The organism is Cupriavidus sp. DF5525 (assembly GCF_040149425.2).
In the GTDB taxonomy this organism is placed as follows: domain Bacteria; phylum Pseudomonadota; class Gammaproteobacteria; order Burkholderiales; family Burkholderiaceae; genus Cupriavidus; species Cupriavidus pickettii_A.
Window position 1 is genome coordinate 3,453,027 of record NZ_CP168265.1, and the last position, 26,165, is coordinate 3,479,191.

Here is a 26,165-nt window from a genome sequence, read left to right on the forward strand (position 1 = left end):
CCGCTCGCGCGCAGTACCTCTCTCCTTACGCACGCTTCGCCAAGCCCTCGCCATGCAATCGCTCTGGATGCTGTTCGCCGCCTTCGCCTTTTCGTTGATGGGGGTGGGCGTCAAGCTGGCATCCGACCACTACACCACCGGCGAAATCGTCTTCTACCGCGGCCTGATCAGCGTGGTGATCATGTGGGTGCTGCTGTCCTCGCGCGGCGTCTCGGTGCGCACGCCTCACATGCTGTCGCATATCAAGCGCAGCGTGTTCGGCGTGACCTCGCTGATGCTGTGGTTCACCTCGATCTCGCTGCTGCCGCTGGCCACGGCGATGACGCTGAACTACATGTCGCCGGTGTGGATGGCGCTGATCTTGGGCGCGAGCGCGACGCTGGCCGGCACCGGCGGCACCGCCGACCGGCGCCTGGTGGTGGCGATCCTGATGTCTTTCGCCGGCGTGATCTGCCTGTTGCAGCCCTCGGTCGGCAAGGACCAGCTCACCGGCGGCCTGGTCGGGCTGATCTCAGGCGTATTCACCGCACTGGCCTATGTCGAGGTGCGCCAGCTCGGCCAGCTGGGTGAGCCCGAGGGCCGCATCGTGTTTTATTTCTCGCTGGTGGGCATGGTCGCCGGCCTGGTGTGGATGCTGCTGGGCGGCACCAGCCAGCACACCTGGTACGGCGTGGGCCTGCTGCTGACCATCGGCGTGCTGGCCACGCTCGGCCAGACCGCGATGACGCGCGCCTACAAGCGCGGCAACACCCTGCTGACGGCCAACCTGCAGTACGCCGGCATCGTGTTCTCCAGCGTATGGGGCATGCTGATCTGGTCCGACAAGCTCAACTGGCTGTCATGGCTGGGCATGGCGCTGATCGTCGCCAGCGGCATCGCCACCACGCTGATGCGCGCGCGTGAAGGCACCAGTGCCAAACCCACGCCCGCCACGCCGGTCAAGTCGGCCGAGGCGGAAGTGCATCCCGAGGTGTAGCATCCCTTTTGATCCCGTCCTACCCGTCCATCGATCGCTACAGGATTCCCATGCAGAAACCGCTGATTTCCGTCACCGCGCTGCAATCGTTGCTGGCCGGACCCGGCCGCTGTGCCGTGATCGACTGCAGCTTCGACCTGGCCAACCCGGCCGCCGGCCGCGAGGCATATCACGTCGGCCACCTGCCCGGCGCCTTCTACCTGCACCTGGACAATGAACTGTCAGGCCCCAAGACCGGCCGCAACGGCCGCCACCCGCTGCCCGACGCCGACGACTTCGTCGCGCGCCTGCAGGCGCTGGGCATTGACGACGATACCCCGGTGGTGGCCTACGATGCGCAGGGCGGCATGTTCGCCGCGCGCCTGTGGTGGCTGATGCGCTGGATCGGCCACGATGCCGTGGCCGTGCTCGATGGCGGCAAGGATGCCTGGGTCAAGGCCGGCCTGCCGCTGGAGCACGAGGCCACGCCGGAGCCGGAGTTCCCCGGCAAGGTCACGCGCCGCAAGTCGCTGGTGCCGACCGTCGACGCGGCGGCTCTGGTCAGCAACCTGGACAACGCCAGGCTGCTGGTGGTGGATGCGCGCGCCCCCGACCGCTTCCGCGGCGAGAACGAGACGCTGGACCCGGTCGGCGGCCATATCCCCGGCGCGGCCAACCGCTTCTTCAAGGACAACCTGGGGGCCGACGGCCGCTTCAAGCCGGCCGAGACGCTGCGCGCGGAGTTCGGCGCGGTGCTGGGCGAGCGAACCCCGGCGGAGGTGGTGATGCAGTGCGGCTCGGGCGTCACGGCCTGCCACAACCTGCTGGCGCTGGAAGCGGCGGGCCTGGGCGGGGCGGCGCTCTACCCGGGATCGTGGAGCGAATGGTGCGCCGACCCGGCACGCCCGGTAGCGACGGGCGCTGACTGAAGCTAGTCTGACGTGGCCACGGGAGCGGCCTGGCCGTGGCCATGGCCGTGCCGCTCGTGCACGCCGTTGGTGATGAAGACGATCGCCGAGATACCCGCGGCCACCAGCACCACCTGGATCGCCGACTCGCGCCAGCGGGGCTTGCGCTGCATCTGCGGCATCAGGTCGCTGACGGCGATATAGACGAAGCTGCTGGCGGCGATCACCAGCACATAAGGAATCCAGCCGCTCAGCTCGTCGAGCAGGAAATACCCGACCACGCCGCCGGCGATGGCTGCCACGCTCGACAGCAGGTTGAAGGCGAAGGCGCGCGCCTTGGAGAAGCCGGCATTGAGCAGCACGATAAAGTCGCCCACTTCCTGGGGGATTTCGTGCGCCGCGATCGCCAGCGCGGTAACCACGCCGATATGCGGGTCGGCCAGGAAGGCCGCCGCGATCACGATGCCGTCGGCAAAGTTGTGGAAGGTGTCGCCGACCAGGATGGTCAGGCCGCTGCGGCCTGCTTCCTCGCGGTCATGGCCGTGATGGTGGTGGTGCCCGTCGCCCTCGTGGTGGTGCGAGTGGCGCAGCAGCGAGAGCTTTTCCAGCAGGAAGAAGCCCAGCAGCCCGGCCAGCAGCGTGCCGAACAGCGCGCGCGGATCGGCGCCAGACTCGAACGCCTCCGGCAGCGAATGCAGCAGCGCCGTGGCCAGCAGCACCCCCACCGAAAAGCTCACCATGCGCTCGACCACGCGGGACGCCACCGTCAGCGATAGCAGCGCCGCCCCGAGGATGCTGCCCACGCCCGAAATCGTGGCGGCGAGCAGGATGTACAAAAGCGTCGAATGGATGATGGGCTCCCGGGGTGGCGGCGCCGCGCGGCCCCGCCGTTCCGCCCCGCATGGCGCCGGGCGGCTAACGCAACAATGTTGCAATAACTCAAAGGCCGCATTGTACGTATCCGCCGGGACTTTGCAATCCTGCGATTGGCCGGACCGGCCTAGCCAGGCCGGGGCGGTTCAGGCCACGCCGTGCTGCTTCAGCCAGGCCAGGCACTTCTGCCAGCCGTCCTTCGCGTCCGCCTCGCGGTAGCTGGGCCGGTAGTCGGCATGGAAGGCATGGCCTGACTCGGGGTAGACGATAAAGCGCGACGCCTTGGCATTGGGATTCGGCGAAGCTGCCAGCGCGGCCTTCATCTTCTCCACTTGCTCGTGCGTTATGCCGGTGTCCTTGCCACCGTACAGGCCCAGCACCGGCGCATTGAGCTGGCCAGCGATATCGATCGAGTTTTTCGGCTTGAGCGAGTCCGGCATGCCGACCAGCTGCCCGTACCAGGCCACCGCGGCCTTGAGCCGCTTGCTGTGCGCGGCGTAGAGCCAGGTGATGCGGCCGCCCCAGCAGAAACCGGTGATGGCCAGCCGGGATGCGTCGCCGCCGTTGGTGCCGGCCCATGCCACTGCCGCATCCAGGTCACCCATGACTTGCGCGTCAGGCACCTTGGCAACGACCTCGCGTAGCAGCTCCTGGACGGTGCCGAAGCTCTGGGGATCGCCCTGCCGGGCGAACAGTTCAGGCGCGATCGCCAGGTAGCCGAGCTTGGCGAAGCGCCGGCACACATCGGCAATATGTTCGTGCACGCCGAAGACCTCGCTGACCACCAGCACCACCGGCAGGTTCTTCTTGCCTTCAGGCTGGGCGCGGTAGGCGGGCATGCTGAAGCCGCCCGACGGGATCGTGACCTCGCCGGCGGTGAGCCCGGCAAAGTCGGTCTTGATGGCCTGCTGCGCCATCACCGGCAACGCGGCCGCCGCAAAGGCAGAACCCAGCGCCGTCTTGACAAACCCGCGGCGGTCGAACATCTGGCCAGGGACGAGGCTTTCCACTTCCGGTTTGAGCATGCGTGTCTCCAAGGATCGTTGGTGGCTGGGCCGATGTGCGGCACCAGCCACCGATTTTAAGCAGACATGGAGATAACATGGCACCGGGCGCACACCCGGCTGCCATGGCGGCAAGCCGGATGCGCAAGGGATGCGATCGGGCTCAGTGCAGCTTGACCCGAGGGCTGGTCTTGCTGCGCAGCCAGTGCGACACCGTATCCAGCGCCATGCCCACGGCGCCATGCAGCGCCATGATGTGCATCCGGTACAGCGAGGTGTACATGAAGCGCGCCATCAGCCCTTCGATAAACATCGAGCCGCCGATCAGCCCGCCCATCAGGCTGCCCACCGCGCTGAAATGCCCGAGCGACACCAGCGAGCCGAAGTCCTTGAACCCGAACTTCGGCAGCGGCCGCCCTTCCAGCCGGGCGCGCAGCGCGTCATAGAGGAAGGTGGCCTGCTGGTGCGCCGCCTGCGCGCGCGGGGGCACGCTCGTCTGCTTTTCCGGCCACGGGCAGCTGGCGCAGTCGCCGAAGGCAAAGATATCGGGATCGCCCTCGCTCTGCAGCGTCGGGCTGACCACGATCTGGCCCTGGCGGCTGACCGGCAGGCCCAGGTTGGCCAGTACCTGCGGCGCGGTGATGCCGGCCGCCCACACCGTCAGGTCGGCATCGATATGCTTGCCGCTGGCGGTCAGCACGGCCTGTGGCGTGACCTCGGTGACGCGCTCGCTGGTAAATACGCTGACATCGAGCTTGTGGAGCAACTTGGCGGTCTCGGCCGACACCCGTTCGGACAGCGCCGGCAGGATGCGCGGGCCGGCCTCAATCACGTGGATGCGCACGTCGCGGCGCGGGTCGAGCCGGTGCAGGCCGTAGGCGCTGAGCACGTGGGCGGTGTTGCGCAGTTCGGCCGACAGCTCCACGCCGGTGGCACCGGCGCCGATGATGGCCACATCCACGCGCGGGCGGCCATCTTCACCCATGCGCCCGCGCCCGTTCTGCGCGCGCACGCAGGCCGCGATCAGCCGCTTGCGGAAGCGTTCGGCCTGCGCCACGGTGTCGAGCGCGATGGCATGGTCGGCCGCGCCGGGCACGCCGAAGAAATGCGTGACGCAGCCGATCGCCAGCACCAGCGTGTCATAGGGCAACTCGCGCGCCGGCAGCAGCTCGGCGCCGTCCTGGTCGAAGCAGGCCGAGACCGCAATGGTCTTGCGGGTGCGGTCGATGCCGGTCAGCTCGCCCTGCTGGAACTCGAAATGATGCCAGCGCGCCTGCGCCGCATATTCCAGCTGGTGCGTGTTGGGATCCATGCTGCCGGCAGCGACTTCGTGCAGCAGCGGTTTCCAGATATGGGTCGGCAGGCGGTCCACCAGCACCACCTGCGCCGCGCCCTTGCGGCCGAGCTTGTCGCCCAGCCTGGTTACCAGTTCCAGCCCTCCTGCCCCGCCGCCGACAACAACGATGCGGTGCGCCTTTGCTTCTGTCATGGTCTACCCGATGCGTTTTGGAAATCTTTGCCTGAGGCATTTCCACAGTCTGCTGCATCGCAGCATGCCTTGCAAGCCGCAAAGCCCGACTCAGCAGTCGCTACATTCGATACCGCCACGCACGAGGCAGGTGGGCCGGGCGGCCTTCAGTGCGCTTCTTCCCAGTTCGCGCCGCTGCCGACCTCGGCCACCAGCGGCACGCGCAAATCCGCCACCGTGCACATCAGTTCCGGCAGCCGCACCCTGACCAGCTCCAGCTCGTGCTCCGGCACCTCCAGCACCAGTTCATCGTGGACCTGCATGATCTGGCGCGTCTGCAGGCCGTCGCGCTCCAGCCATCCCTGCACCGCGATCATCGACAGCTTGATCAGGTCGGCGGCGGTACCCTGCATCGGCGCGTTGATGGCGGCGCGCTCGGCGGCCTGCCGGCGCGGGCCGCTGCCGCCGTTGATGTCGGGTAGCCACAGCCGGCGGCCGAACACGGTCTCGACATAGCCCTGCTCGCGCGCGGTCTGCCGGGTTTCTTCCATGTAGTGGGCCACGCCGGGGTAGCGCATGAAGTAGCGGTCGATATAGTGCTTGGCGGCCTCGCGCTCGATGCCCAGGTTGCTGGCCAGCCCGAACGCGCTCATGCCGTAGATCAGCCCGAAGTTGATCACCTTGGCATAGCGGCGCTGCTCGCTGCTGACCGCGTCGCGCTCCACGCCGAAGATCTCGGCGGCGGTGGCGCGGTGGATGTCCTCGCCGTTAGCGAAGGCGCGCAGCAGGTTCTCGTCGCCCGAGATATGGGCCATGATGCGCAACTCGATCTGCGAGTAGTCGGCCGACACGATCACGCTTCCCGGCTCGGCAATAAAGGCTTCGCGGATGCGGCGGCCTTCCTCGGTGCGCACCGGGATGTTCTGCAGGTTGGGCTCGGTCGACGCCAGCCGGCCAGTCACCGCGGTGGCCTGCCCGTAGCTGGTGTGGACGCGCCCGGTGCGCGCGTTGACCATCCTGGGCAGCTTGTCGGTATAGGTGGACTTGAGCTTGGACAGGCCGCGGTAGTCCAGCAGCAGCTTGGGCAACGGATAGTCCTCGGCCAGCTTCTGCAGCACCTCTTCGTCGGTCGACGGCGCGCCGCTGGCGGTCTTCTTCACCACCGGCAGCTTCATCTGGCTGAACAGGATCTCGCCGATCTGCTTGGGCGAGCCCAGGTTGAACGGCTGGCCCGCGGCCTCGTACGCGGACTGCTCCAGCGCCAGCATGCGCTGGCCCAGCTCGGCGCTCTGCGCGGCCAGGCGCTCGGCGTCGATCAGCACGCCATTGCGCTCGATCTTCTGCAGCACCACCGAGACCGGCATCTCGATCTCTTCGTACACGCGGCGCAGGCCGGCCGCGGCCTCGACCTGCGGGAGCATCTTGCGGTGCAGGCGCAGCGTTACGTCGGCGTCTTCGGCGGCGTACTCGGTGGCGCGCGCCAGGTCGATCTGGTCAAAGCAGATCTGGCCGGCGCCCTTGCCGCACACCTCTTCATAGGTGATGGTCTTCAGGCTGAGCAGGCGCTCGGCCAGGCTGTCCATGCCGTGGTTGCGGTGCGAGGCCAGCACGTAGCTCTGCAGCATGGTGTCGTGGAGCACGCCGCGCAGCGTCACGCCGTGGTTGGCGAAGACGTGGATGTCGTACTTGAGGTTCTGGCCCAGCTTGGGGCGGCTGGCATCCTCGAGCCACGCGCGCATGCGCTCCAGCACGAATTCGCGCGAGAGCTGGCCGTGGTCGGGCAGCCCGGCCACGTCCGGCCCGCGGTGCGCCACCGGGATATAGCAGGCCTCGCCCGGGTCGGCCGACAGCGAGATGCCGACCAGCTGCGCCTGCATCGGGTCGAGCGAGGTGGTTTCGGTATCGATCGCCACCAGCGGCGCGGCTTCGATGCGCCGCATCCAGTCCTCGAGCATGCCTTGGGTGGTGACGGTCTCGTAGCGGATCTCGGTCGGCGCGGCCTCGTCCGCCGGCTGCGCCTGGGCTTCGCTTGCAGCCGCCGGGGCATCGAACAGGCCACCCTGCGCCGGCGCCGTGGCCGCGGCGCGGGCGCGGGCCTGGGCGCGCGCATCGGGCAGGCTCTCGCCGGTCGCTTCGCGCAGCCAGCTCTTGAAGCCGTAGCGCGAGAAGAACGCCACCAGTTTTTCCTTGTCTTCGCCGGCTTCGCGCAGCGCGTGGAAATCCGCCACCGCGGCGCTCAGGTCGCAGTCGGTCTTGACCGTGACCAGCTTGCGCGCCATCGGCAGCCATTCCAGCGTATTGCGCAGGTTCTCGCCCACCACGCCCTTGATGCCGGGCGCGGCGGCCATCACGCCGTCGAGCGAACCATGCTCTGCCAGCCATTTGACCGCGGTCTTGGGGCCGACCTTGGGCACGCCAGGCACGTTGTCGACCGCATCGCCGATCAGCGACAGGTAGTCGATGATGCGCTCGGGCGGCACGCCGAACTTGGCCACCACACCGGGGGGATCGAGGACCTCGCCGCTCATGGTATTGACCAGCGTGACCTGGTCGTTGACCAGCTGCGCCAGGTCCTTGTCGCCGGTGGACACCACCGTGCGCACGCCCTGCTCGGCGGCCTGGCGCGACAGCGTACCGATCACGTCGTCGGCCTCGACACCGTCCACCACCACGATCGGCCAGCCCAGTGCGCGCACGGCTTCATGGATCGGCTCGATCTGGCGCGCCAGGTCTTCCGGCATGGACGGGCGGTGCTCCTTGTAGGCCGGATACATGTCGTCGCGGAAGGTCTTGCCCTTTGCGTCGAATACGCAAGCGCTATACTCTGCCGGGTAATCGTTGCGCAGCTTGCGCAGCATGTTGATCATGCCGTAGATTGCCCCTGTGGGCAGACCCTCTCCATTCCTCAGGTCCGGCAGAGCGTGATAAGCGCGATACAAATAGCTCGATCCATCGACGAGCAAGAGTGTTTTTGGACTATCCGACATTCCCATGGACTCAAAATTGACTGGTGCCGCTGCAGGCGGTGCTTCGACCGCCCCCCTTGCTGACCCGGATGTTTCCGATATCTCCGGCGATACCGTACAACCCCCGCCGGAGGCTGCTTCCGAACACGCCGCAGCCGTAGCCGCCGCAGCCGATGCCGCCGCCGCGGGCCATCCGCCCGAAGTGGCGGCTGAAAAGGCCGCCGCGGCGGCCGCGCGTGCCAATCCGCGCAAGATGATTCCCAGCCTGCGTGCGCTGGCCGACGAAGACCGCGCTACCGCAAAGAAGGCGCGCGCTTCGTGGCAAATGTTCACGATTATGGCAGAGTTCATCGAGGCGACCGAGTACCTCTCCGAGATCCGCCCGGCCGTGTCGATCTACGGCAGCGCACGCCTGCGCGAGGATTCGCCCTACTACCAACGCACCATCGAGATCGCGCGGTTGTTCTCCGATGCCGGCTTTGCCGTGATCTCGGGTGGCGGTCCGGGCATCATGGAAGCGGCCAACAAGGGCGCGCACGCCGGCAAGTCCGCCAGCGTCGGCCTGAACATCGAGCTGCCGCACGAGCAGCAGGGCAATCCGTACCAGGACATTGCCATGCGCTTCCGCCACTTCTTTACGCGCAAGGTCACCTTCGTCAAGAACTCGGACGCCTTTATCGTGATGCCAGGCGGCTTTGGCACGCTCGACGAGCTGGCCGAGGTGCTGACGCTGGTGCAGACCGGCAAGTCGCGCTCGGTGCCGGTGATCATGTTCGGCAGCCGCTTCTGGAAGGGCCTGCTCGACTGGTTCCGCTTCACGCTGCTGCCGATGGGCCTGATCGCCGAGCACGACCTGGACCTGATGAAGATCGTGGACGAACCGCATGAAGTGCTCGAAGCGGTCTACGACTACTACGAGCGCCGCGGCGGCGACAAGCCGATCCCGCCCAAGGAAGAAATGTTCTACCTGTAAGGCTGGCGGGCGGGACGCGGGGCGCGGCGCCCCGCCGCAAGCCGCGTTCCCAGCACATCGCGCCGTTGCGCAGGTGTCCCACGGGGCACGGCGGCGGCCTGCGCACGGCAGGAATTGCTAGAATGGAACTTGTCCGTCTGCCAGGCCCCGGCGCCGCCGGAGCGCAGACCCACCGCCAGTCAAACTGCCGCATGCCGCGGCGCTGCGCGCCCGATACGCGCAGCGCTGCACAGGAGCACCTGATGACCTCCCCCTCACCCGTCCGGGCCACCCGGTTCGTCGCCGTGGCTGACGAACCTGAACCTGCCAGGCTGTCCCCGGCCCGGATCGCCGCCATCGCGGCCGCCGCGCTGGCGCTGGTCGCTCCCGGCCTGGCGCTGGCCCAGGAGCAGCAAAGCAATGCGCTGACGCAGCAGGAGCTGAACCAGATCAACAACCAGCCGATTGCCCCGGCGGCCAAGTCGCAGCTGAACCAGCCGCGCCAGCCGAGCTTCCAGCTCAATGAGCGCGACGGCACGCAGGTGCGCGAGTACCGCAACAAGGGCCGGGCCACCGACATCCAGGTCCAATCGGGTTTCGGCACCAAGTATGAGATGAGCAAGCCGGAAGACAGCTCGCCCAGGATCCGCGAGCATGACGTCAACCGCGTGCCGTCGGTCAACCTGAAGTTCTGAACGTCGTCCACGGATTCAGTGGACTAGCCCACGGCCCGGCATAGCCGGGCCGCGCCGGCCCTCCGGCAGTCATGCCGCGGCGGCGGACCGCGTTTTGTCCGCAACTGCCTCCGCCGCTTTCCGATTCGCTTCACACAACGAGTATGGCCGTATTCACCACGGTCTCGCAGGACGAGATCGCCCGCTGGCTGCTGGATTTCGACCTTGGCGAAGTGCGCGAACTGCGCGGCATCGCCTCTGGCATCGAGAACAGCAATTTCTTCCTCACCATGGAGCACGAGGGCCAGGCGCGCCAGTACGTGCTGACCATCTTCGAGCGCCTGACGTTCGAGCAGCTGCCCTACTACCTGCACCTGATGGCACACCTGGCCGAACGCGGCATCCGCGTGCCGGCGCCGATCCCGGCGCGCGACGGCGAGATCCTGCGCCCGCTCAAGGGCAAGCCCGCCACCATCGTCACACGGCTGCCCGGGGCGTCGCAACTGGCGCCCGACCGGCAGCACTGCGCCGAAGTGGGCGACATGCTGGCGCGCATGCACCTGGCCGGTCAGGACTACCCGCGCCGCCAGCCCAACCTGCGCAGCCTGCCGTGGTGGCAGAAGACGGAAGCCGAGATCCTGCCTTTCCTCGATGCTGGCCAGCGCGCGCTGCTGCAGCGGGAGATCGCCCACCAGGCCGTGTTCTTCGCCAGCGCGGACTACGCCAGCCTAGGCGAAGGCCCCTGCCACTGCGACCTGTTCCGCGACAACGCGCTGTTCGAAGAGGACGGCAGCGGGCGCCACCGGCTGGGCGGTTTCTTCGACTTCTACTTTGCCGGCAACGACAAGTGGCTGTTCGACCTGGCGGTCACCGTCAACGACTGGTGCATCGACCTGGCCAGCGGCGAACTCGACCACGAGCGCGCGCAGGCGCTGCTGCGGGCTTATCATGCGGTCAGGCCGCTGACCGGCACCGAGGCCGCGCACTGGCAGGACATGCTGCGCGCGGGTGCGCTGCGCTTCTGGGTATCGCGACTGTGGGACTTCTACCTGCCGCGCGAGGCCGACATGCTGCAGCCGCACGATCCGACCCATTTCGAACGTATCCTGCGCCGGCGCCTGGACGCGAACCCCGCGCACGCCCCGCTCCCCTGGATCTGATCAATGCAATTACTGGAAGTCCCTGCCAAGGAAGGCTACGTCTGGTTCCGCCAGGGCATCTGGCTGTTCCGCAAGAATCCGCTCACGTTCCTGATGCTGCTGTTCGTCTACCTGATCGCCGCGCAACTGGCGATCGTGGTGCCGCTAATCGGCATCATCGCGCTGCTGGTGGTCACGCCCGGCCTGTCGGTCGGCGTGATGACCGCGTGCCGCGACGTGATCCTGAACAAGCGCGTGATGCCCACCGTGCTGCTGGCGGGCTTTCGCACCAACGGCAAGGAAGCCACGCGCAACCTGCTGGTGCTGGGCGGCATCTATGCCGGGCTGGTGTTCATACTGGGCCTGATCGCGGGCTCGGTGGTGGACATGAGCGCGCTGGTGCCGATCGTGCTGAAGGAAGAGGCGCCATCGGCCGAGGCCGTGCGCCAGCTCTACTACGCGATGATGATCGGCGCGCTGCTGTACACGCCGATCGCGATGATGTTCTGGTTCGCGCCGTTGCTGGCCGCCTGGCACGGCGTGCCGCCGGTCAAGGCGCTGTTCTTCAGCTGGACCGCGTGCTGGCGTAACCGCGGCGCGTTCTTCACCTATGCCGTGCTGTTCGCGATGCTGCTGGTGGCGATTCCGTTCTTGCTGGAGGCGGTGTTCAGCGCGTTCGGGGCGGAGACGGTGTTGTCGTTCCTCGTGACGCCCTACTCGCTGCTGATGCTGGCGATCCTGTACTGCTCGTTCTATGCGACGTATCGCGGCTGTTTCAACGTGACGCCGCCGGGTGTCGAGCCGGCTGCGCCGATGGCGCCAGGCGCCTGAAGGCCTTCCACACGCTGATTGTGTGCTCCCTCTCCCGCAAGCGGGAAAGGGAGCAAACCGACGCCACGCGATTCCCTTCCGCCCCGCGCCCTATTCACTGAACGTCTTCACCATCGCTTCCGCCGCCTGGCGCAGGTCCGGCACGAACGTCATCAGCTGGTCCATCGACATGCGCGCCAGCGGCACCTGCACGGCAATCGCCGCGCAGGCACGGTTGCGGTCACGCATCACCGGCACCGCGACCGCAATCATCCCTTCCAGGTTTTCCTGGTTATTGATGCCCAGGCGCCGCCGCCGCGTCTCGGACAACTCCGTGTGCAGCGCCTCGGCATTGGTGATGGTGTGCGCGGAGTGCGCGCGCAACGGCAGGCTGGCCACCAGGCGCTCGCGCTGCGCACTGGGCAGGAACGCCAGCAACAGCTTGCCGCTGGCGCTGCAGTGCAGCGGCACCCGCGACCCCGGTTGCAGGTGCATGCGCAGCGGCCATTGCGTTTCCACCCGGTCCAGGTACACCACGTCGTCGCCCGACAGCATGGTCAGGTTGCAGGTCTCCCCGACCTTGTCGACCAGCTGCTGAAGGATCGCGTGCCGCGCGGCTGCGGGCCCGGCCTGCATCAGCACATTGACGGCGAGCTGGCGCACGCGCGACGAACACTCGTAATGGCGGTTGCCGGCCGTGCGCGACACCAACCAGGTGCTTTCCAGCTGCTTGAGAAGGCGGTGCACGGTCTGCTTGGGCAGCCCGATGGCCTGCACGATGGCCGACAGCGACATGGGTGCATCGGCTGCGGACAGGATCTCGAGGATGCGGAAAGCGCGCACCGCGGCGGCGTTCGAATGATTGCTCATGGATTGAATTTAGAAGATTCCGGGACGCCTGCGCGTCCCGAAAACTGATAACTCCGTCGCACGCCCGCTGCGCGCTTGCGAAAGCGCACAAATTGGGACTGACTGTCCGGCCAGCTTCACTAGATTCGATGCGGGGCCGGCCAAACCTGCTACTCACCGCGACGCACCGCAGCGCACCTGCCGCGAAGTGCACGACACAGCAGCCGCAACGGCCCCACCCGTCCAAACTGCGGAGTCGATCCATGAGTGTGCAATTACTGCATCCCCGGCAGTCCAGCAATTCCGATTTGCCCCTACCGCAGGCCTCCCTGCCCGACCATGCAGCCGAAGCCGTCACAGCGGTCGTGGCCAGGGCGCGGCAAGCGCAGCGCGAGTTCGCGCGTGCCGACCAGGCCACTGTCGACACAGCCGTCGCCGCGGCGGCGTGGGCCATCATGGAACCCACGCGCAACCGCGCGCTGGCAGAGCGTGCCGTAGCCGACACCGGGCTCGGCAACGTCGACGACAAGCTGCGCAAGAACCACCGCAAGACGCTGGGGCTGCTGCGCGACCTGCATGGCCGCAAGACCGTGGGCGTGATCGCGCAGGATGCCGCGTCGGGCATCACGGAAATCGCGCGGCCGGTAGGCGTGGTCGCGGCCATCACGCCGTCGACCAATCCCGCGGCCACGCCCGCCAACAAGATCATCAACGCGCTCAAGTGCGGCAACAGCGTGGTCGTGGCGCCATCGCCCAAGGGCCAGGGCACGTGCGAGCTGCTGCTGTCGTTCATCCATGCCGAGTTTGCCCGCGCCGGCCTGCCCGCCGACCTCGTGCAGATGCTGCCGGCACCGGTCTCCAAGGCCGCCACCGCGGCGCTGATGCGCCAGGCCGACCTGGTGGTCGCGACCGGCTCGCAGGCCAACGTGCGCATGGCCTACACCTGCGGCACACCGGCCTTCGGCGTCGGCGCCGGCAACGTGGCCTCGGTCATCGACGCGAGCGCCGCGCCGGCCGACGCCGCGGCCAGGATCGTGCGTTCCAAGACTTTCGACAACGCCACCAGTTGCTCGTCGGAGAACAGCCTGGTCGTGCTCGACGCCATCTACAAACCCATGCTCGAAGCACTTGCCGCAGTCGGCGGCGTGTTGCTCACGGCCACGGAAAAGGCACGGCTGCAGGCGCTGATGTGGCGCGACGGCAAGCTGGCCGGCAGCTTCACCGGGCAGAGCGCGACGCGCATTGCCGAACTCGCCGGGCTGGAGCGCGTGCGCGCGCTCCAGCCAACCATGTTGCTGGTCGAGGAAACCGGAGTCGGCCGCGACTATCCCTTCTCCGGCGAAAAGCTCTCGCCCGTACTGACGCTCTACCGGGCTGCCGACTTTGCCGCGGCAGTCGCAGGCGTGGCGCGCCTCTATGCCTATATGGGCGCCGGGCATTCGGTCGGCCTGCATTCATCCAATCCGCGCCAGGCCCTGCAGCTGGGACAGGACTTGCCTGTCGCGCGCGTGATCGTCAACCAGGCCCACTGCTTCGCCACCGGTGGCAATTTCGACAACGGCCTGCCGTTCTCGCTGTCGATGGGCTGCGGCACCTGGGGCGGCAACAGCTTCTCGGACAACCTCGGCTGGCGCCAGTACCTCAACATCACCCGCATCGCCGTGCCGATTGCCGAGCGCGTGCCCGATGAAGCCGAGCTGCTGGGCGACTACTTCGCGAGGGTCGGCAAATGAACGCGCGCACCGATCCCCAAGTCGACACCCTGGCCGGGCTGCTGGCCACGCGTGCCGCGCAATGGCCCGACAAGCCGTACCTGTTGTCCCCGGACAGCGGCAACGTACTCACCTTCGGCGCGCTCGCTGCCGACGCCGACACGCTGCGCCGCCGCTATGCGGCAACCGGCCTCGCCAGCGGCCAGACGGTGTCGGTGTACCTGCCCAACGGCGAGCAGACCGCGCGGCTGCTGCTCGGCACCATGGCCTGCGGGCTGGTCGTCAACCCGCTCAACCTGCTATGCCAGCCGGCCCAGCTGCGCTACATCCTCGCGCATTCGGACACGCGGCTGGTGTTCACCTGGCCCGACGGTGAAGCCACCATCCGCGCGGCGCTGTGCGAAGCCGGGCTGGACGTGCCGGTGGTCGTCACCGCGCCGGACGGCGACAGCCTGCCACCATTGCCCGCCATGCGCGAAACGGCAGCGCCGCTGTCGCCACCACAGCCCCATGCCCCGGCGCTGCTGATGTACACGTCCGGCACCACCGGCACGCCCAAGGGCGTGCTGCTCACCCAGCACAACCTGGTGACCAACGGCGCCAACGTCAGCCGCGAGCACTGCCTCGGCCCGGACGACCGCGTGCTGGCAACGCTGCCGCTGTACCACATCAACGGCCTGGTCGTGACGGCGATCGCGCCCCTGGTGCACGGCGGGTCGGTGGTGATGCCGATACGCTTCTCCGCCAGCGGCTTCTGGAAGGACATTGCGCGCCATGGCTGCACCTGGCTCAACGTGGTGCCGACCATCATCGCCTACCTGCTGAACGATCCGGATGGCCAGGCGCCCGGCGGCGTGCGCTTCTGCCGCTCGGCCTCCGCCGCGCTGCCGCCCGAGCACCACCTCGCCTTCGAGGCGCGCTTCGGCATCGGCGTGATCGAGACCATGGGCATGACCGAGACCGCCGCGCCGGCCTTCAGCAATCCGCTCGATCCGCGGCGGCGGCGCATCGGCAGCATCGGCCGGCCCTCCGGCACGCGCGCGCGCGTGCTCGGGCGCGACGGCAAGCCGCTGCCCGACGGCCAGGTCGGCGAGATCGTGCTCCAGGGCGAAAACGTAATGGCGGGCTACTACAAGGCGCCGGAGATCACGCGCGAGAGCTTCACCGCCGATGGCTGGCTGCGCACCGGCGACCTCGGCTACCGCGATGCCGACGGCTACTTCTACATCACCGGCCGTGCCAAGGAACTGATCATCAAGGGCGGCGAGAACATCGCCCCGCGCGAGATCGACGAGGCCTTGCTGCGCCACCCGGCCGTGCTCGAAGCCGCGGCAGTAGGCATACCGGATCCCGCTTACGGGCAGGAGATCGTCGCCTACGTGGTGATGCGCGAGGCCGTGCCCTGCGATGACGCGGCGCTGCGCGCGCACTGCCTGCGCGAGCTGGGCCGCTACAAGACGCCAAAGGAGTTCCGCTTTATCGCCGAGCTGCCGCGCGGCCCGTCGGGCAAGGTGCAGCGGCTCAGGCTGCTGGACCACGCCTGAGCGCCCCGCCTGCTTTTCCACAACCCTCGCCAAGGAGCCTGCCGACCCATACCCACATACCCACCCAGCCAGGAGACACGACTCAAGACCAGACAGATTGCTCTAGGACGGGGCAGCGCGGCCAACGCCGCGCCCCCGGCGAGCCGAAGGCGCATGGCTATGGACCAGCGCCGGCCGCCCGCCCCGTTATCGCCACGCGCACTCACCGCGCAAAGGAGGTGGTATGAAGCAACGCATCAAGACCCGGCACATGATCCTGGGCGTCATGTGCCTGATGTATTTCATCGCCTATATCGACCGCGTCAACATCTCGGTCGCCGCCCCGCTGATCCGTGAGGAAATGGGGCTGACTTCGTCGCAGCTGGGGCTGGTGTTCTCGGCCTTTGCCTATCCCTATGCCGCCATGCAGATCCTCGGCGGCTGGATGTCGGACAAGTTCGGGCCCAAGAAGGTGCTGATCGCGCTGTCGCTGATCTGGGGCGTGGCCACGGTGCTGACCGGCTTCGCCGGCAGCGTGCTGATGCTGGTGGTGCTGCGCTTTGCGCTCGGCATCGGCGAAGGCGGCGCATTCCCGACCGCGACGCGCGCCTTCACCTACTGGATGCCGGTGGCCGAGCGCGGCTTCGCGCAGGGCATCACGCACAGCTTCGCGCGGCTGGGCGGCGCGATCACGCCGCCGGTGGTGCTGGCCATCGTCGCAGCCGCGGGCTGGCGCGAAGCGTTTATCGTGCTCGGTGCGGTCAGCCTGGGCTGGACCCTGCTCTACGCCTTCGTGTTCAAGGATACGCCCGACCAGCACAGCCGCGTGAGCGCGCAGGAACTGCAGGAAATCGGCTACCGGCGCGGCGAATGCCAGCAGGCGGCGAAGGCGGCCACGCCCTGGCGGCGGCTGTTCCGGCGCATGTGGCTGGTGACCTTCGTCGACTTCTGCTACGGCTGGTCGCTATGGGTCTACCTGACCTGGCTGCCGTCGTACCTGAAGGAAGCGCGCGGCTTCGACCTGAAGCAGCTGGCGCTGTTCACGGCGCTGCCGCTGATGGCGGGCGTGGTTGGCGACACCCTTGGCGGCGTGCTGTCCGACCGCATCTTCCGGCGCACCGGCAACCTGCGGCTGGCGCGCGGCTCGATCCTGTTCCTGGGGCTGGCCGGCTCGCTGATGTTCATCGTGCCGATGACATCCACGGCCGATGCCGTCAACGCCGTGATCCTGCTGTCGCTGTCGTTCTTCTTCCTGGAGCTGACCAATGCCGTGCTGTGGAGCCTGCCGCTGGACATCGCGGGCAAGTACGCCGGCACCGCGGGCGGCATGATGAACACCGGCTTCGGCCTGGCCGGCATGGTGTCGCCGGTGGTGTTCGGCTACCTGATCGAGCGCACCGGCAGCTATGACCTGCCCTTTATGATCTCGGCGGTGCTGCTGGGCGTCGGCGCGCTGGCTTCGCTGTTTATCAACCCGCTGCGGACGGTGGACAGCCCCGAGCAGAAGGCCAGCGAGGTGCGCCATGCCCTGCCCTAAAGTAAGCCGAGGCGCAACCCGAGGAGCCTGAACGCGGTGCGCCTGCCCGCGAAGCCGGACCCGGTCAGTCGATCGCGTCCAGCTTCGCCACCGACAGCGCCAGCCACTTGGCGCCGTGGCGCTTGAACTTGATATTGGCGCGCGCATCGGCGCCCTCGCCCTCCAGCGCGGTGATCACGCCTTCGCCGAACTTGTTGTGGAACACCGACTGACCCACGCGGAAGCCGGTGCCGGCCTCGCGCTTGGCATCGGCATACCCGTTGCCGTTGTCCATGCCGCCGGTCGGGCGCGTGCCGGTGTAGGGCACGTCTTCGGGCTTGCGGTACCAGTCCTTGCCCCACGCGCTGTCCCGTTCCTGCTTGCGCACGCCGCCGTAGCTCTGCGCCGGCGGCGTGAGCCATTTGAGCGAGGCCTCGGGCAGTTCCTCGAAGAAGCGCGAGCGCACGTGGTAGCGCGTCTGGCCGTGCAGCATGCGGCTTTGCGCGAACGACAGGAACAGTCGCTGGCGCGCGCGCGTGATTGCCACGTACATCAGCCGCCGTTCTTCCTCCAGGCCGTCCGGGTCCATCATGCTGTTCTCGTGCGGGAACAGTCCTTCCTCCAGCCCGGTGATAAAGACCACGTCGAACTCCAGCCCCTTGGCCGCGTGCACGGTCATCATCTGCACCGCGTCCTGGCCGGCCTGGGCCTGGTTGTCGCCGGCCTCCAGCGAGGCATGCGTCAGGAACGCGACCAGCGGCGTCATCACCACCGGCAGCGCCTCGGGATCCAGCACCTGTTGCGACTGGTCGCCTTCGGCCAGCGCCGGAGTCGGCGCGGCGCGGTCCACCGGGATCGCGGCGGCCAGCGCATCCAGCCCGTAGCCCTCCTCGACCACGAAGGCCTGCGCCGCGGTCACCAGTTCCTGCAAGTTCTCGATACGGTCCTGGCCCTCCTTCTCGCCCTGGTAGTGGGTGATCAGGCCGCTGGTGTTGATCACGTACTCGACGGTTTCCGCCAGCGTCATGCGCCGGGTCTCGTCGCGCATCCGCTCGATCAGCCGCGTGAACGCCGCTAGCTTGCTGCCGGCGGCGCCGGGCACGTAGGCCACCGCCTCGGCCAGCGCGCAGTCGTACTGGCGCGCCATGTCCTGCAGCACTTCAAGCGAGCGCGCGCCGATGCCGCGCGCCGGGAAATTGACCACGCGGCCAAAGGCGGCATCGTTGCGCGGATTCTCCAGCAGCTGCATGTAAGCCAGCGCGTGCTTGATCTCGGCGCGCTCGAAGAAGCGCAGGCCGCCGTACACGCGGTATGGGATGCCCGCGGAGAACAGCGCATGCTCGATCACGCGCGACTGCGCGTTGCTGCGGTACAGGATCGCAATCTCGGCGCGGCTGGCGCCCTGCGCGATCTGGTCACGGATTTCGTCGATGATCCAGGCGGCCTCCTGGCCGTCCGAGCCGCCATGGAACACCCGCACCAGCTCGCCATGGCCGGCGTCGGTGCGCAGGTTCTTGCCCAGGCGGCGCGCGTTGTGCGAAATCAGGTGGTTGGCCGAATCCAGGATATGCCCGTGCGAGCGGTAGTTCTGCTCCAGCTTGATCATCCTGCGCACACGGAACTCATGCTCGAAGTCGCGCATATTGCCGACGTTGGCACCGCGGAAGGCGTAGATGCTCTGGTCGTCGTCGCCCACCGCAAAGACCGCGGCGGGGTTCTGCGTGCCATGGCCGGCCAGCAGCTTGAGCCACTGGTACTGCAGCACGTTGGTGTCCTGGAACTCGTCGACCAGCACATGGCGGAAGCGGTGCTGGTAGTGCTGGCGGATCGCGTCGTTGTAGCGCAGCAGCTCGTAGCAGCGCAGCAGCAGCTCGGCAAAGTCGACCACGCCCTCGCGCTGGCACTGCGTGTCGTAGGCGGCGTAGAGGTCGACGAAGCGCTTGTTGAAGTCGTCGTTGGCCTCGACATCGGCCGGGCGCAGGCCCTGCTCCTTGGCGTTGTTGATGAAGTACTGCAGGTTCTTGGCCGGGTACTTCTCGTCGTCGACGTTGAGCGACTTCAAGAGCCGCTTTATCGCCGAGAGCTGGTCCTGGCTGTCCAGGATGGCAAAGGTCTGCGGCAGGCCGGCATCGCGAAAATGCGCGCGCAGCAAGCGGTTGCACAGGCCGTGGAAGGTGCCGATCCACATGCCGCGGGTGTTGATCGGCAGCATCGCCGACAGCCGCGTCTGCATTTCCTTAGCGGCCTTGTTGGTAAAGGTCACCGCCAGGATGCCGGCCGGCGAGACATGCCCGTTCTGGATCAGCCAGGCGATGCGCGTGGTCAGCACGCGGGTCTTGCCGCTGCCCGCACCCGCCAGGATCAGCGCCGGCTCGTCAGGCAGGGTCACGGCGGCTAGTTGTTCGGCGTTCAGGTTGGCAAGCAGGTCGGACATCGGAGGGGCCTTGTGGAATGGCGTCGATTATACCGGTCGGCCCTGTCCGATCCGTCACATCCAATGGACGAAAGCCGTCCTGGCCGGAGCCGGGAACCTGCGCCGGCAACCCCTGGCCGGCCGGGCCCGCCGTCCACAAAATAGGCACCGGCCGGCCTGCCCCCGTATAATTTGACGTTTCACTGGCGCAAGGCCGGCCCGCGGGCCGCTGCAGCCTGCGACGCACCCGCCAACATCGATATCCCAGCATGACCGCCCAAGACCAATCGCTTGCCAAGAGCTTCGAACCCGCCGCCATCGAGGCGAAATGGGGCCCTGAGTGGGAGAAGCGCGGCATCGCCAAGCCGACCTTCGACCCTGCCCGCCCGGACTTTGCGATCCAGCTGCCGCCGCCCAATGTGACCGGCACGCTGCACATGGGCCACGCCTTCAACCAGACCATCATGGACGGGCTGACGCGTCACGCGCGCATGGCGGGGGCCAATACGCTGTGGGTGCCGGGCACCGACCACGCCGGCATCGCCACGCAGATCGTGGTGGAGCGCCAGCTTGAAGGCGAAGGGGTGTCGCGCCATGACCTGGGCCGCGAGAAGTTCACCGAGAAGGTCTGGGCCTGGAAGGAAGAGTCGGGCTCGACCATCACCCGCCAGGTGCGGCGCATGGGCGCGTCGATCGACTGGAGCCGCGAGTACTTCACCATGTCGCCGGAGATGTCGCAGGCGGTCACCGAAGTCTTCGTGCGCCTGCACGAGCAGGGCCTGATCTACCGCGGCAAGCGCCTGGTCAACTGGGACCCGGTGCTGGGCACCGCCGTGTCCGACCTGGAAGTCGACAGCGTCGAGGAAGAAGGCTCGCTCTGGCATATCCGCTATCCGCTGGTCGAGGCTGACCCCAAGGGTGGCCTGACCGACCTGACCGTGGCCACTACCCGCCCGGAAACCATGCTGGGCGACGTGGCCGTGATGGTCCACCCGGAAGACGAGCGCTACGCGCACCTGATCGGCAAGTTCGTGCACCTCCCGCTGACCGGCCGCCAGATCCCGGTGATCGCCGACGAATACGTCGACCGCGAATTCGGCACCGGCGTGGTCAAGGTGACCCCGGGCCATGACTTCAACGACTATGCCGTCGGCCAGCGCCACAACCTGCCGCAACTGTCGATCCTGACGCTGGACGCGAAGATCGTCGCCGACGCCCCCGCTGCCTACGCCGGCCTGGACCGCTTCGACGCGCGCCGGGCCATCGTCGAGGACCTGGACAAGCGCGGCCTGCTGGTCGAGGTCAGGAAGCACAAGCTGATGACCCCGCGCAGCGAGCGCACCGGCAGCGCGATCGAGCCGATGCTGACCGACCAGTGGTTCGTCGCGATGAGCAAGCCGGCGCCGGAAGGCACCTTCTACCCCGGCCGCTCGATCGCCGAAGTGGCGCTCGAAGCCGTGCAGAGCGGCGAGATCAAGCTGGTGCCGGAAAACTGGATCAGCACCTACAACCAGTGGCTGGGCAATATCCAGGACTGGTGTATTTCGCGCCAGCTCTGGTGGGGCCACCAGATTCCGGCGTGGTACGACGATGCCGGCAACTGCTTCGTCGCCCGCACCGAAGAGGAAGCTGCCGCCAAGGCCAAGGCGGCCGGCAGCACCGGCGCGCTGCGCCGCGAGGAAGACGTGCTCGACACCTGGTTCTCGTCGGCGCTGGTGCCGTTCTCCTCGCTGGGCTGGCCGGAAGAAACGCCCGAGCTGCAGCACTTCCTGCCGTCGTCGGTGCTGGTCACCGGCTACGACATCATCTTCTTCTGGGTGGCGCGCATGGTCATGATGACCAAGCACTTCACCGGCAAGGTGCCCTTCCATACCGTCTACGTGCACGGCCTGGTGCGCGATTCGGAAGGCAAGAAGATGAGCAAGTCCGAGGGCAACACGCTCGACCCGGTGGACCTGATCGACGGCATCGACCTCGATACGCTGCTGAAGAAGCGCACCACCGGCCTGCGCCGTCCCAAGGACGCGCCCAAGATCGAGAAGAAGACCAAGAAGGAATTCCCCGAGGGCATTCCTGCCTTCGGCGCCGACGCGCTGCGCTTCACCTTCGCGTCGCTGGCCACGCTTGGCCGCAATATCAACTTCGACACCGGCCGCTGCGAGGGCTACCGCAACTTCTGCAACAAGCTGTGGAACGCGACCCGCTTCGTGCTGATGAACACCGAGGGCCATGACTGCGGCATGGGCCCGTGCAACAACGACTGCGGCCCGGACGGCTACCTCGACTTCTCGCAGGCCGACCGCTGGATCGTGTCGTTGCTGCAGCGCGTGGAGGCCGAGGTCGAGAAGGGCTTCGCCGAGTACCGCTTCGACAATGTCGCCAACGCGATCTACAAGTTCGTCTGGGACGAGTACTGCGACTGGTACCTGGAACTGGCCAAGGTGCAGATCCAGAACGGCACCGAGGCCCAGCAGCGCGCCACCCGCCGCACGCTGCTGCGCGTGCTGGAAACGGTGCTGCGCCTGGCGCATCCGATCATCCCATTCATCACGGAAGAACTGTGGCAGAAGGTTGCGCCGCTGGCCGACCGCGCCAAGAGCGACGGCTCCGAGACCATCGCACTGCAGCCCTACCCCCTGCCGGCCGTCGCCAAGATCGACGAGCAAGCCGAGCAATGGGTCGCGCGCCTGAAGGAAGTGATCGATGCGTGCCGCAACCTGCGTGGCGAAATGAACATCTCGCCGGCCCAGCGTATTCCGCTCTACGCCGAGGGCGACAGCGCCTTCCTGAAGGCGGCAAGCGCACATATCCAGGCTTTGGCGAAACTTTCTGAGGTTCGGGTCTTCGAAGATGAAGCCTCCCTGCAGACGGAAGGCGCCGGCGCGCCGGTCGCCATCGCCGGAGGCAATCACCTGCTGCTGAAGATCGAGATCGACGTGGCCGCCGAACGGGCGCGCCTGTCGAAGGAAGTCGAGCGCATCGGTGGAGAAATCGGCAAGTGCCGCGCTAAGCTATCCAACGAGAGCTTTGTGGCGAAGGCACCGCCCGCCGTGGTGGCGCAAGAGACGCAACGCCTGGCCGATTTCGAGCAGACGCTGGCCAAGCTGCAGGGCCAGCTGCAACGGCTGCCTGCCTGACCGGCAGCCAGGACGCCCCTGCCAGGCCGTGATTCCGTCCGCTTCGTCGGACGGAACCGGACAGACGGCGCCGGCAATGGCTGGCAGGGTTATGAACCAGAATCCGAGAGGTACACAAGATATGGAAAATCGCGTCACCAAGGCCGTCTTCCCGGTTGCGGGACTGGGCACCCGCTTCCTGCCAGCCACCAAGGCCAGCCCGAAAGAAATGCTGCCGGTGGTGGACAAGCCGCTGATCCAGTACGCCGTGGAAGAAGCCATGGCCGCCGGCATTACCGAGATGATCTTCGTCACCGGCCGCTCCAAGCGCGCCATCGAGGACCATTTCGACAAGGCCTTCGAACTGGAAGTGGAGCTCGAGGCCAAAAACAAGCAGGCGCTGCTGGACGTGGTGCGCTCGATCAAGCCCGCCAACGTGGAGTGCTACTACGTGCGCCAGCCCGAGGCACTGGGCCTGGGGCACGCGGTGCTGTGCGCGGCCAAGCTGGTCGGCGATACCCCGTTCGCGATCATGCTGGCCGATGACCTGATCGACGGCAACCCGCCGGTGATGAAGCAGATGGTGGATACCTACAACCACTACAACTGCTCGGTGCTGGGCGTCGAGGAAATCACGCCGGAGCAGAGCCGTTCGTACGGCGTGATCGAGGGCCGCGAGTGGGAACCGGGCGTGATCAAGGTGTCGAACATCATCGAGAAGCCAGCGCCGGAAGACGCGCCGTCCAACCTCGGCGTGGTCGGCCGCTACATCCTGACGCCGCGCATCTTCGACCACCTGCGCGAACTGAAGCCGGGCGCCGGCGGCGAGTTCCAGCTGACCGACGGGATCCAGTCCCTGCTAAGCCAGGAGCAGGTGCTGGCCTATCGCTACCAGGGCCGCCGCTATGACTGCGGCAGCAAGCTGGGCTACCTGAAGGCGACCGTGGAGTTTGCGCTGAAGCACCCGGAAGTCGGCGAGGAGTTTAGTGCGTACCTGGAATCGCGCGAGCACCTGACGGGTCCCGCCTGATCCCGGCGCATTGCGCAGTCAAAGAAAAAGCCGCTTCGAGCGGCTTTTTCTCTCTGGGCAACCCTGCGGCGTGCGGGTCAGCGGCGGCGCATGTAGAACACGAACACCTTGTCGACTTCCGAGTGCGACAGCAGCTCATTGCCAGTCTGCTTGGCAAAGGCCTGGAAATCGCGCGTGGCGCCGGGATCGGTCGCCAGCACTTTGAGCACGTCGCCGCTGGCCATGTCGGCCAGGGCCTTCTTGGTGCGCAGGATCGGCAGCGGGCAGTTCAGGCCGCGCGCATCCACTTCTTTCTGGAACTCCATTCGTCTCTTCCTTCGATGTCCGGGGACTTTGGTTGGTCTACAACCGGTATTGTAGCGAAGCCCCGAGCAGGCTGAAGTCGTGCGGGCGCCGCGGGTCCGGGATGTCCTCGCCGGTCTGGCGATCGAAGAAGCGCACCGGGTAGCCGCGCGCGGCCAGCCAGTCGGCCACCGCGAAGCCGGTGCCGGCCGACCACACGCGCACGTCTTCCGGCGCCACCAGCTTGTACTCGGCCAGCTCCTCGGACAGGGCGACGGCGCCGGTCGCCTTGACGTGGTACGCGATGATCAGCTCGTTCTTGCGCATGAACTCGTAGACGCCGATCAGCGACACCGACTCGGTATCGAGGTTGGTCTCTTCTTTCAGCTCGCGCGCCACGCCCAGTTCGGGCGGTTCGTCGCGCTCCAGGAAGCCCGTCACCAGCGCAAACATCTTCTCCGGCCAGGCGGCATTGCGCGCCAGCAGCAGCTTGTCCTGGTACTCCACCACCGCCGCCAGCACCGGCAGCGGGTTGTTCCAGTGCACGAAGCCGCAGTCCTGCTGCACGCAGGCGTGGCGTTCGCGCCCGGACAGCGGCAGCACCTCCAGCGGCGCGCCGCACTGCGGGCAGAATCGGTATTGCATTTAGGGGCTCCTGAAGGGGTCTCGTCGTTATAGGTATGGATCTGGCGGGTTCACTATGCTGCGGCGGTGCAGGCCGCGCGCATGTCGGCGGCGAGCGCCTCCACCGTCTGCGGCTGCAGGTCCCACGCACACATGAAGCGGCAGCCGCCGGCGCCGATAAAGGTGTAGAAGCGCCAGCCCTTGGCGCGCAGCGCCTCGATCGCCGGCAGCGGCAGCTCGGCGAAGACGGCGTTGGACTGCGTCGGGAACATGATGCGCACGCCCGGAATATCGGCGATGCGCTGCTGCAGCAGCTGCGCCATCGCATTGGCATGGCGCGCGTTGGCGAGCCACACGTCGTTCTCGAGCAAACCCAGCCACGGCGCCGAGATAAAGCGCATCTTCGACGCCAGCTGGCCAGCCTGCTTGACGCGATAGGCAAAGTCCTCGGCCAGGCGGCGGTCGAAGAACACCACCGCCTCGCCCACCGGCAGGCCGTTCTTGGTGCCGCCGAAGCACAGCACGTCGACGCCGGCGCGCCAGGTGATCTCGGACGGATGCACGCCCAGCGATGCCACCGCGTTGGCAAAGCGCGCCCCGTCCATATGCACGCGCAGCTGGCGGCGCTTGGCGATGGCGGCAATCGCGCGCACCTCTTCCACCGTGTAGACCGTGCCGACTTCGGTCGACTGCGTCAGCGACACGACCTTGGGCTTGGGATAGTGGATATCGGAGCGGCGCGTCACCAGCGCCTCGACCGCGTCGGGCGTGAGCTTGCCGTCGGCGCCGGGCGCGGTCAGCAGCTTGGAGCCGTTGGAAAAGAACTCCGGGCCGCCGCATTCGTCGGTCTCGATATGCGCCAGCTCGTGGCAGATCACCGAGTGGTACGACTGGCACAGCGCCGACAGCGCCAGCGAGTTGGCCGCCGTGCCGTTGAACACGAAGAACACTTCGCAGTCGGTCTGGAACAGGTCGCGGATGCGGTCGCAGACCTTCTGGGTCCACGTATCGTCGCCGTAGGCCTGTTCGTGGCCGCTGGCGTTGGCTTCCAGGAAATACTTCAGCGATTCCGGGCAGAAGCCGGCGTAGTTGTCAGAGGCGAAGTGCTGCATGGTGTCCGGTGCGAAGCTGGGTCGGGTCCTACTTCTTGTCGGCCCACAGCTCGCCGCCGGTGGCCCAGTTCTCGCGCTTGATGTCGGTGATGATGATGTCGACGGCCGAGGCCGAGCAGCCCAAAGTTTCGCAGCTGACGCGCGTCACTTCCTCGACGAACTTGCGCTTCTGCTCGATGGTACGGCCTTCAAACATTTCAACGTGGAAAGTCGGCATGCAATGCTCCTGTGCTTGATTG

General features: G+C 67.1%; 21 protein-coding genes. 11 read left to right on the plus strand and 10 right to left on the minus strand.

Going from position 1 to position 26,165, the window contains the following annotated elements; genetic code table 11:
• The first annotated feature begins 52 nt into the window (after positions 1-52).
• Both ABNX08_RS16100 and ABNX08_RS16105 read left to right on the plus strand, forming a co-directional pair.
• On the plus strand, positions 53-976 hold the full coding sequence (locus ABNX08_RS16100) for a DMT family transporter (RefSeq protein WP_022536097.1): 924 nt from the start codon (positions 53-55) through the stop codon (positions 974-976).
• Positions 977-1,026: 50 nt separating this feature from the next.
• Complete coding sequence (locus tag ABNX08_RS16105) at positions 1,027-1,884, plus strand: sulfurtransferase (RefSeq protein ID WP_349608792.1); 858 nt, start codon at positions 1,027-1,029, stop codon at positions 1,882-1,884.
• Positions 1,885-1,886: 2 nt separating this feature from the next.
• Here the strand turns inward: ABNX08_RS16105 and ABNX08_RS16110 are convergent, their stop codons facing one another.
• The 4 genes from ABNX08_RS16110 to polA all read right to left on the minus strand — a co-directional run bounded on the left by ABNX08_RS16110 (position 1,887) and on the right by polA (position 8,195).
• On the minus strand, positions 1,887-2,699 hold the full coding sequence (locus ABNX08_RS16110) for a ZIP family metal transporter (protein ID WP_349608790.1): 813 nt from the start codon (positions 2,697-2,699) through the stop codon (positions 1,887-1,889).
• A 183-nt stretch (positions 2,700-2,882) separates the two neighbouring features.
• Positions 2,883-3,761, minus strand: a complete 879-nt coding sequence (locus ABNX08_RS16115; protein ID WP_022536100.1) for a dienelactone hydrolase family protein — start codon at positions 3,759-3,761, stop codon at positions 2,883-2,885.
• A 142-nt stretch (positions 3,762-3,903) separates the two neighbouring features.
• Positions 3,904-5,229, minus strand: coding sequence for an NAD(P)/FAD-dependent oxidoreductase (locus ABNX08_RS16120; RefSeq protein ID WP_022536101.1), 1,326 nt, complete (start codon positions 5,227-5,229; stop codon positions 3,904-3,906).
• Between the two features lie 146 nt (positions 5,230-5,375).
• Positions 5,376-8,195 carry a DNA polymerase I gene (polA, locus tag ABNX08_RS16125; protein ID WP_022536102.1) on the minus strand — a complete coding sequence of 940 codons (2,820 nt, stop codon included), beginning with the start codon at positions 8,193-8,195 and terminating at the stop codon, positions 5,376-5,378.
• Between the two features lie 4 nt (positions 8,196-8,199).
• Between polA and ABNX08_RS16130 the strand changes: the two genes are divergently transcribed.
• The 4 genes from ABNX08_RS16130 (at position 8,200) to ABNX08_RS16145 (ending at position 11,770) form a co-directional block, all read left to right on the plus strand.
• Complete coding sequence (locus tag ABNX08_RS16130) at positions 8,200-9,147, plus strand: TIGR00730 family Rossman fold protein (protein WP_022536103.1); 948 nt, start codon at positions 8,200-8,202, stop codon at positions 9,145-9,147.
• Between the two features lie 242 nt (positions 9,148-9,389).
• Positions 9,390-9,821: a membrane protein gene (locus ABNX08_RS16135; RefSeq protein ID WP_022536104.1), complete on the plus strand. Its 432-nt coding sequence runs from the start codon at positions 9,390-9,392 to the stop codon at positions 9,819-9,821.
• A gap of 143 nt (positions 9,822-9,964) precedes the next feature.
• Positions 9,965-10,960 (plus strand): homoserine kinase, encoded by a 996-nt coding sequence (locus tag ABNX08_RS16140; RefSeq protein ID WP_349608787.1) that lies wholly within the window; start codon positions 9,965-9,967, stop codon positions 10,958-10,960.
• 3 nt (positions 10,961-10,963) lie between these two features.
• Entirely contained in the window at positions 10,964-11,770 is an 807-nt protein-coding gene (locus ABNX08_RS16145; RefSeq protein WP_022536106.1) for a BPSS1780 family membrane protein, read from the plus strand.
• A 90-nt stretch (positions 11,771-11,860) separates the two neighbouring features.
• On the opposite strand, the gene ABNX08_RS16150 is transcribed toward ABNX08_RS16145, so the two are convergent.
• The gene (locus ABNX08_RS16150; RefSeq protein ID WP_022536107.1) at positions 11,861-12,619 is read right to left on the minus strand and encodes an IclR family transcriptional regulator; all 759 of its coding nucleotides are present in this window, start codon (positions 12,617-12,619) and stop codon (positions 11,861-11,863) included.
• Between the two features lie 242 nt (positions 12,620-12,861).
• On the opposite strand from ABNX08_RS16150, the gene ABNX08_RS16155 reads away from it, so the two are divergent.
• The 3 genes from ABNX08_RS16155 to ABNX08_RS16165 all read left to right on the plus strand — a co-directional run bounded on the left by ABNX08_RS16155 (position 12,862) and on the right by ABNX08_RS16165 (position 17,370).
• A complete protein-coding gene (locus ABNX08_RS16155) occupies positions 12,862-14,331 on the plus strand; it encodes an aldehyde dehydrogenase family protein (RefSeq protein ID WP_022536108.1) in 1,470 nt (489 codons plus the stop codon).
• Positions 14,328-15,854 (plus strand): acyl--CoA ligase, encoded by a 1,527-nt coding sequence (locus ABNX08_RS16160; RefSeq protein WP_022536109.1) that lies wholly within the window; start codon positions 14,328-14,330, stop codon positions 15,852-15,854. Before ABNX08_RS16155 ends, ABNX08_RS16160 begins: the two co-directional genes overlap by 4 nt.
• Positions 15,855-16,077: 223 nt before the next feature.
• Positions 16,078-17,370 carry an MFS transporter gene (locus ABNX08_RS16165; protein ID WP_022536110.1) on the plus strand — a complete coding sequence of 431 codons (1,293 nt, stop codon included), beginning with the start codon at positions 16,078-16,080 and terminating at the stop codon, positions 17,368-17,370.
• 64 nt (positions 17,371-17,434) lie between these two features.
• Here ABNX08_RS16165 and ABNX08_RS16170 read toward each other — a convergent pair whose 3' ends face one another.
• Positions 17,435-19,783, minus strand: coding sequence for a UvrD-helicase domain-containing protein (locus ABNX08_RS16170; protein ID WP_022536111.1), 2,349 nt, complete (start codon positions 19,781-19,783; stop codon positions 17,435-17,437).
• A gap of 248 nt (positions 19,784-20,031) precedes the next feature.
• Between ABNX08_RS16170 and ABNX08_RS16175 the strand changes: the two genes are divergently transcribed.
• On the plus strand, positions 20,032-22,899 hold the full coding sequence (locus ABNX08_RS16175; protein ID WP_349608783.1) for a valine--tRNA ligase: 2,868 nt from the start codon (positions 20,032-20,034) through the stop codon (positions 22,897-22,899).
• A 121-nt stretch (positions 22,900-23,020) separates the two neighbouring features.
• Complete coding sequence (galU, locus tag ABNX08_RS16180; RefSeq protein WP_022536113.1) at positions 23,021-23,908, plus strand: UTP--glucose-1-phosphate uridylyltransferase GalU; 888 nt, start codon at positions 23,021-23,023, stop codon at positions 23,906-23,908.
• Between the two features lie 77 nt (positions 23,909-23,985).
• Here the strand turns inward: galU and ABNX08_RS16185 are convergent, their stop codons facing one another.
• The 4 genes from ABNX08_RS16185 to ABNX08_RS16200 are packed head-to-tail and all read right to left on the minus strand — an operon-like array spanning position 23,986 to position 26,143.
• Positions 23,986-24,213, minus strand: coding sequence for a sulfurtransferase TusA family protein (locus ABNX08_RS16185; protein ID WP_010813669.1), 228 nt, complete (start codon positions 24,211-24,213; stop codon positions 23,986-23,988).
• A 37-nt stretch (positions 24,214-24,250) separates the two neighbouring features.
• On the minus strand, positions 24,251-24,835 hold the full coding sequence (locus ABNX08_RS16190; RefSeq protein ID WP_022536114.1) for an NUDIX domain-containing protein: 585 nt from the start codon (positions 24,833-24,835) through the stop codon (positions 24,251-24,253).
• 53 nt (positions 24,836-24,888) lie between these two features.
• Positions 24,889-25,926, minus strand: a complete 1,038-nt coding sequence (locus tag ABNX08_RS16195) for a low specificity L-threonine aldolase (protein WP_349608780.1) — start codon at positions 25,924-25,926, stop codon at positions 24,889-24,891.
• Between the two features lie 28 nt (positions 25,927-25,954).
• On the minus strand, positions 25,955-26,143 hold the full coding sequence (locus ABNX08_RS16200) for a 4-oxalocrotonate tautomerase (protein WP_010813672.1): 189 nt from the start codon (positions 26,141-26,143) through the stop codon (positions 25,955-25,957).
• Positions 26,144-26,165 lie beyond the last annotated feature (22 nt).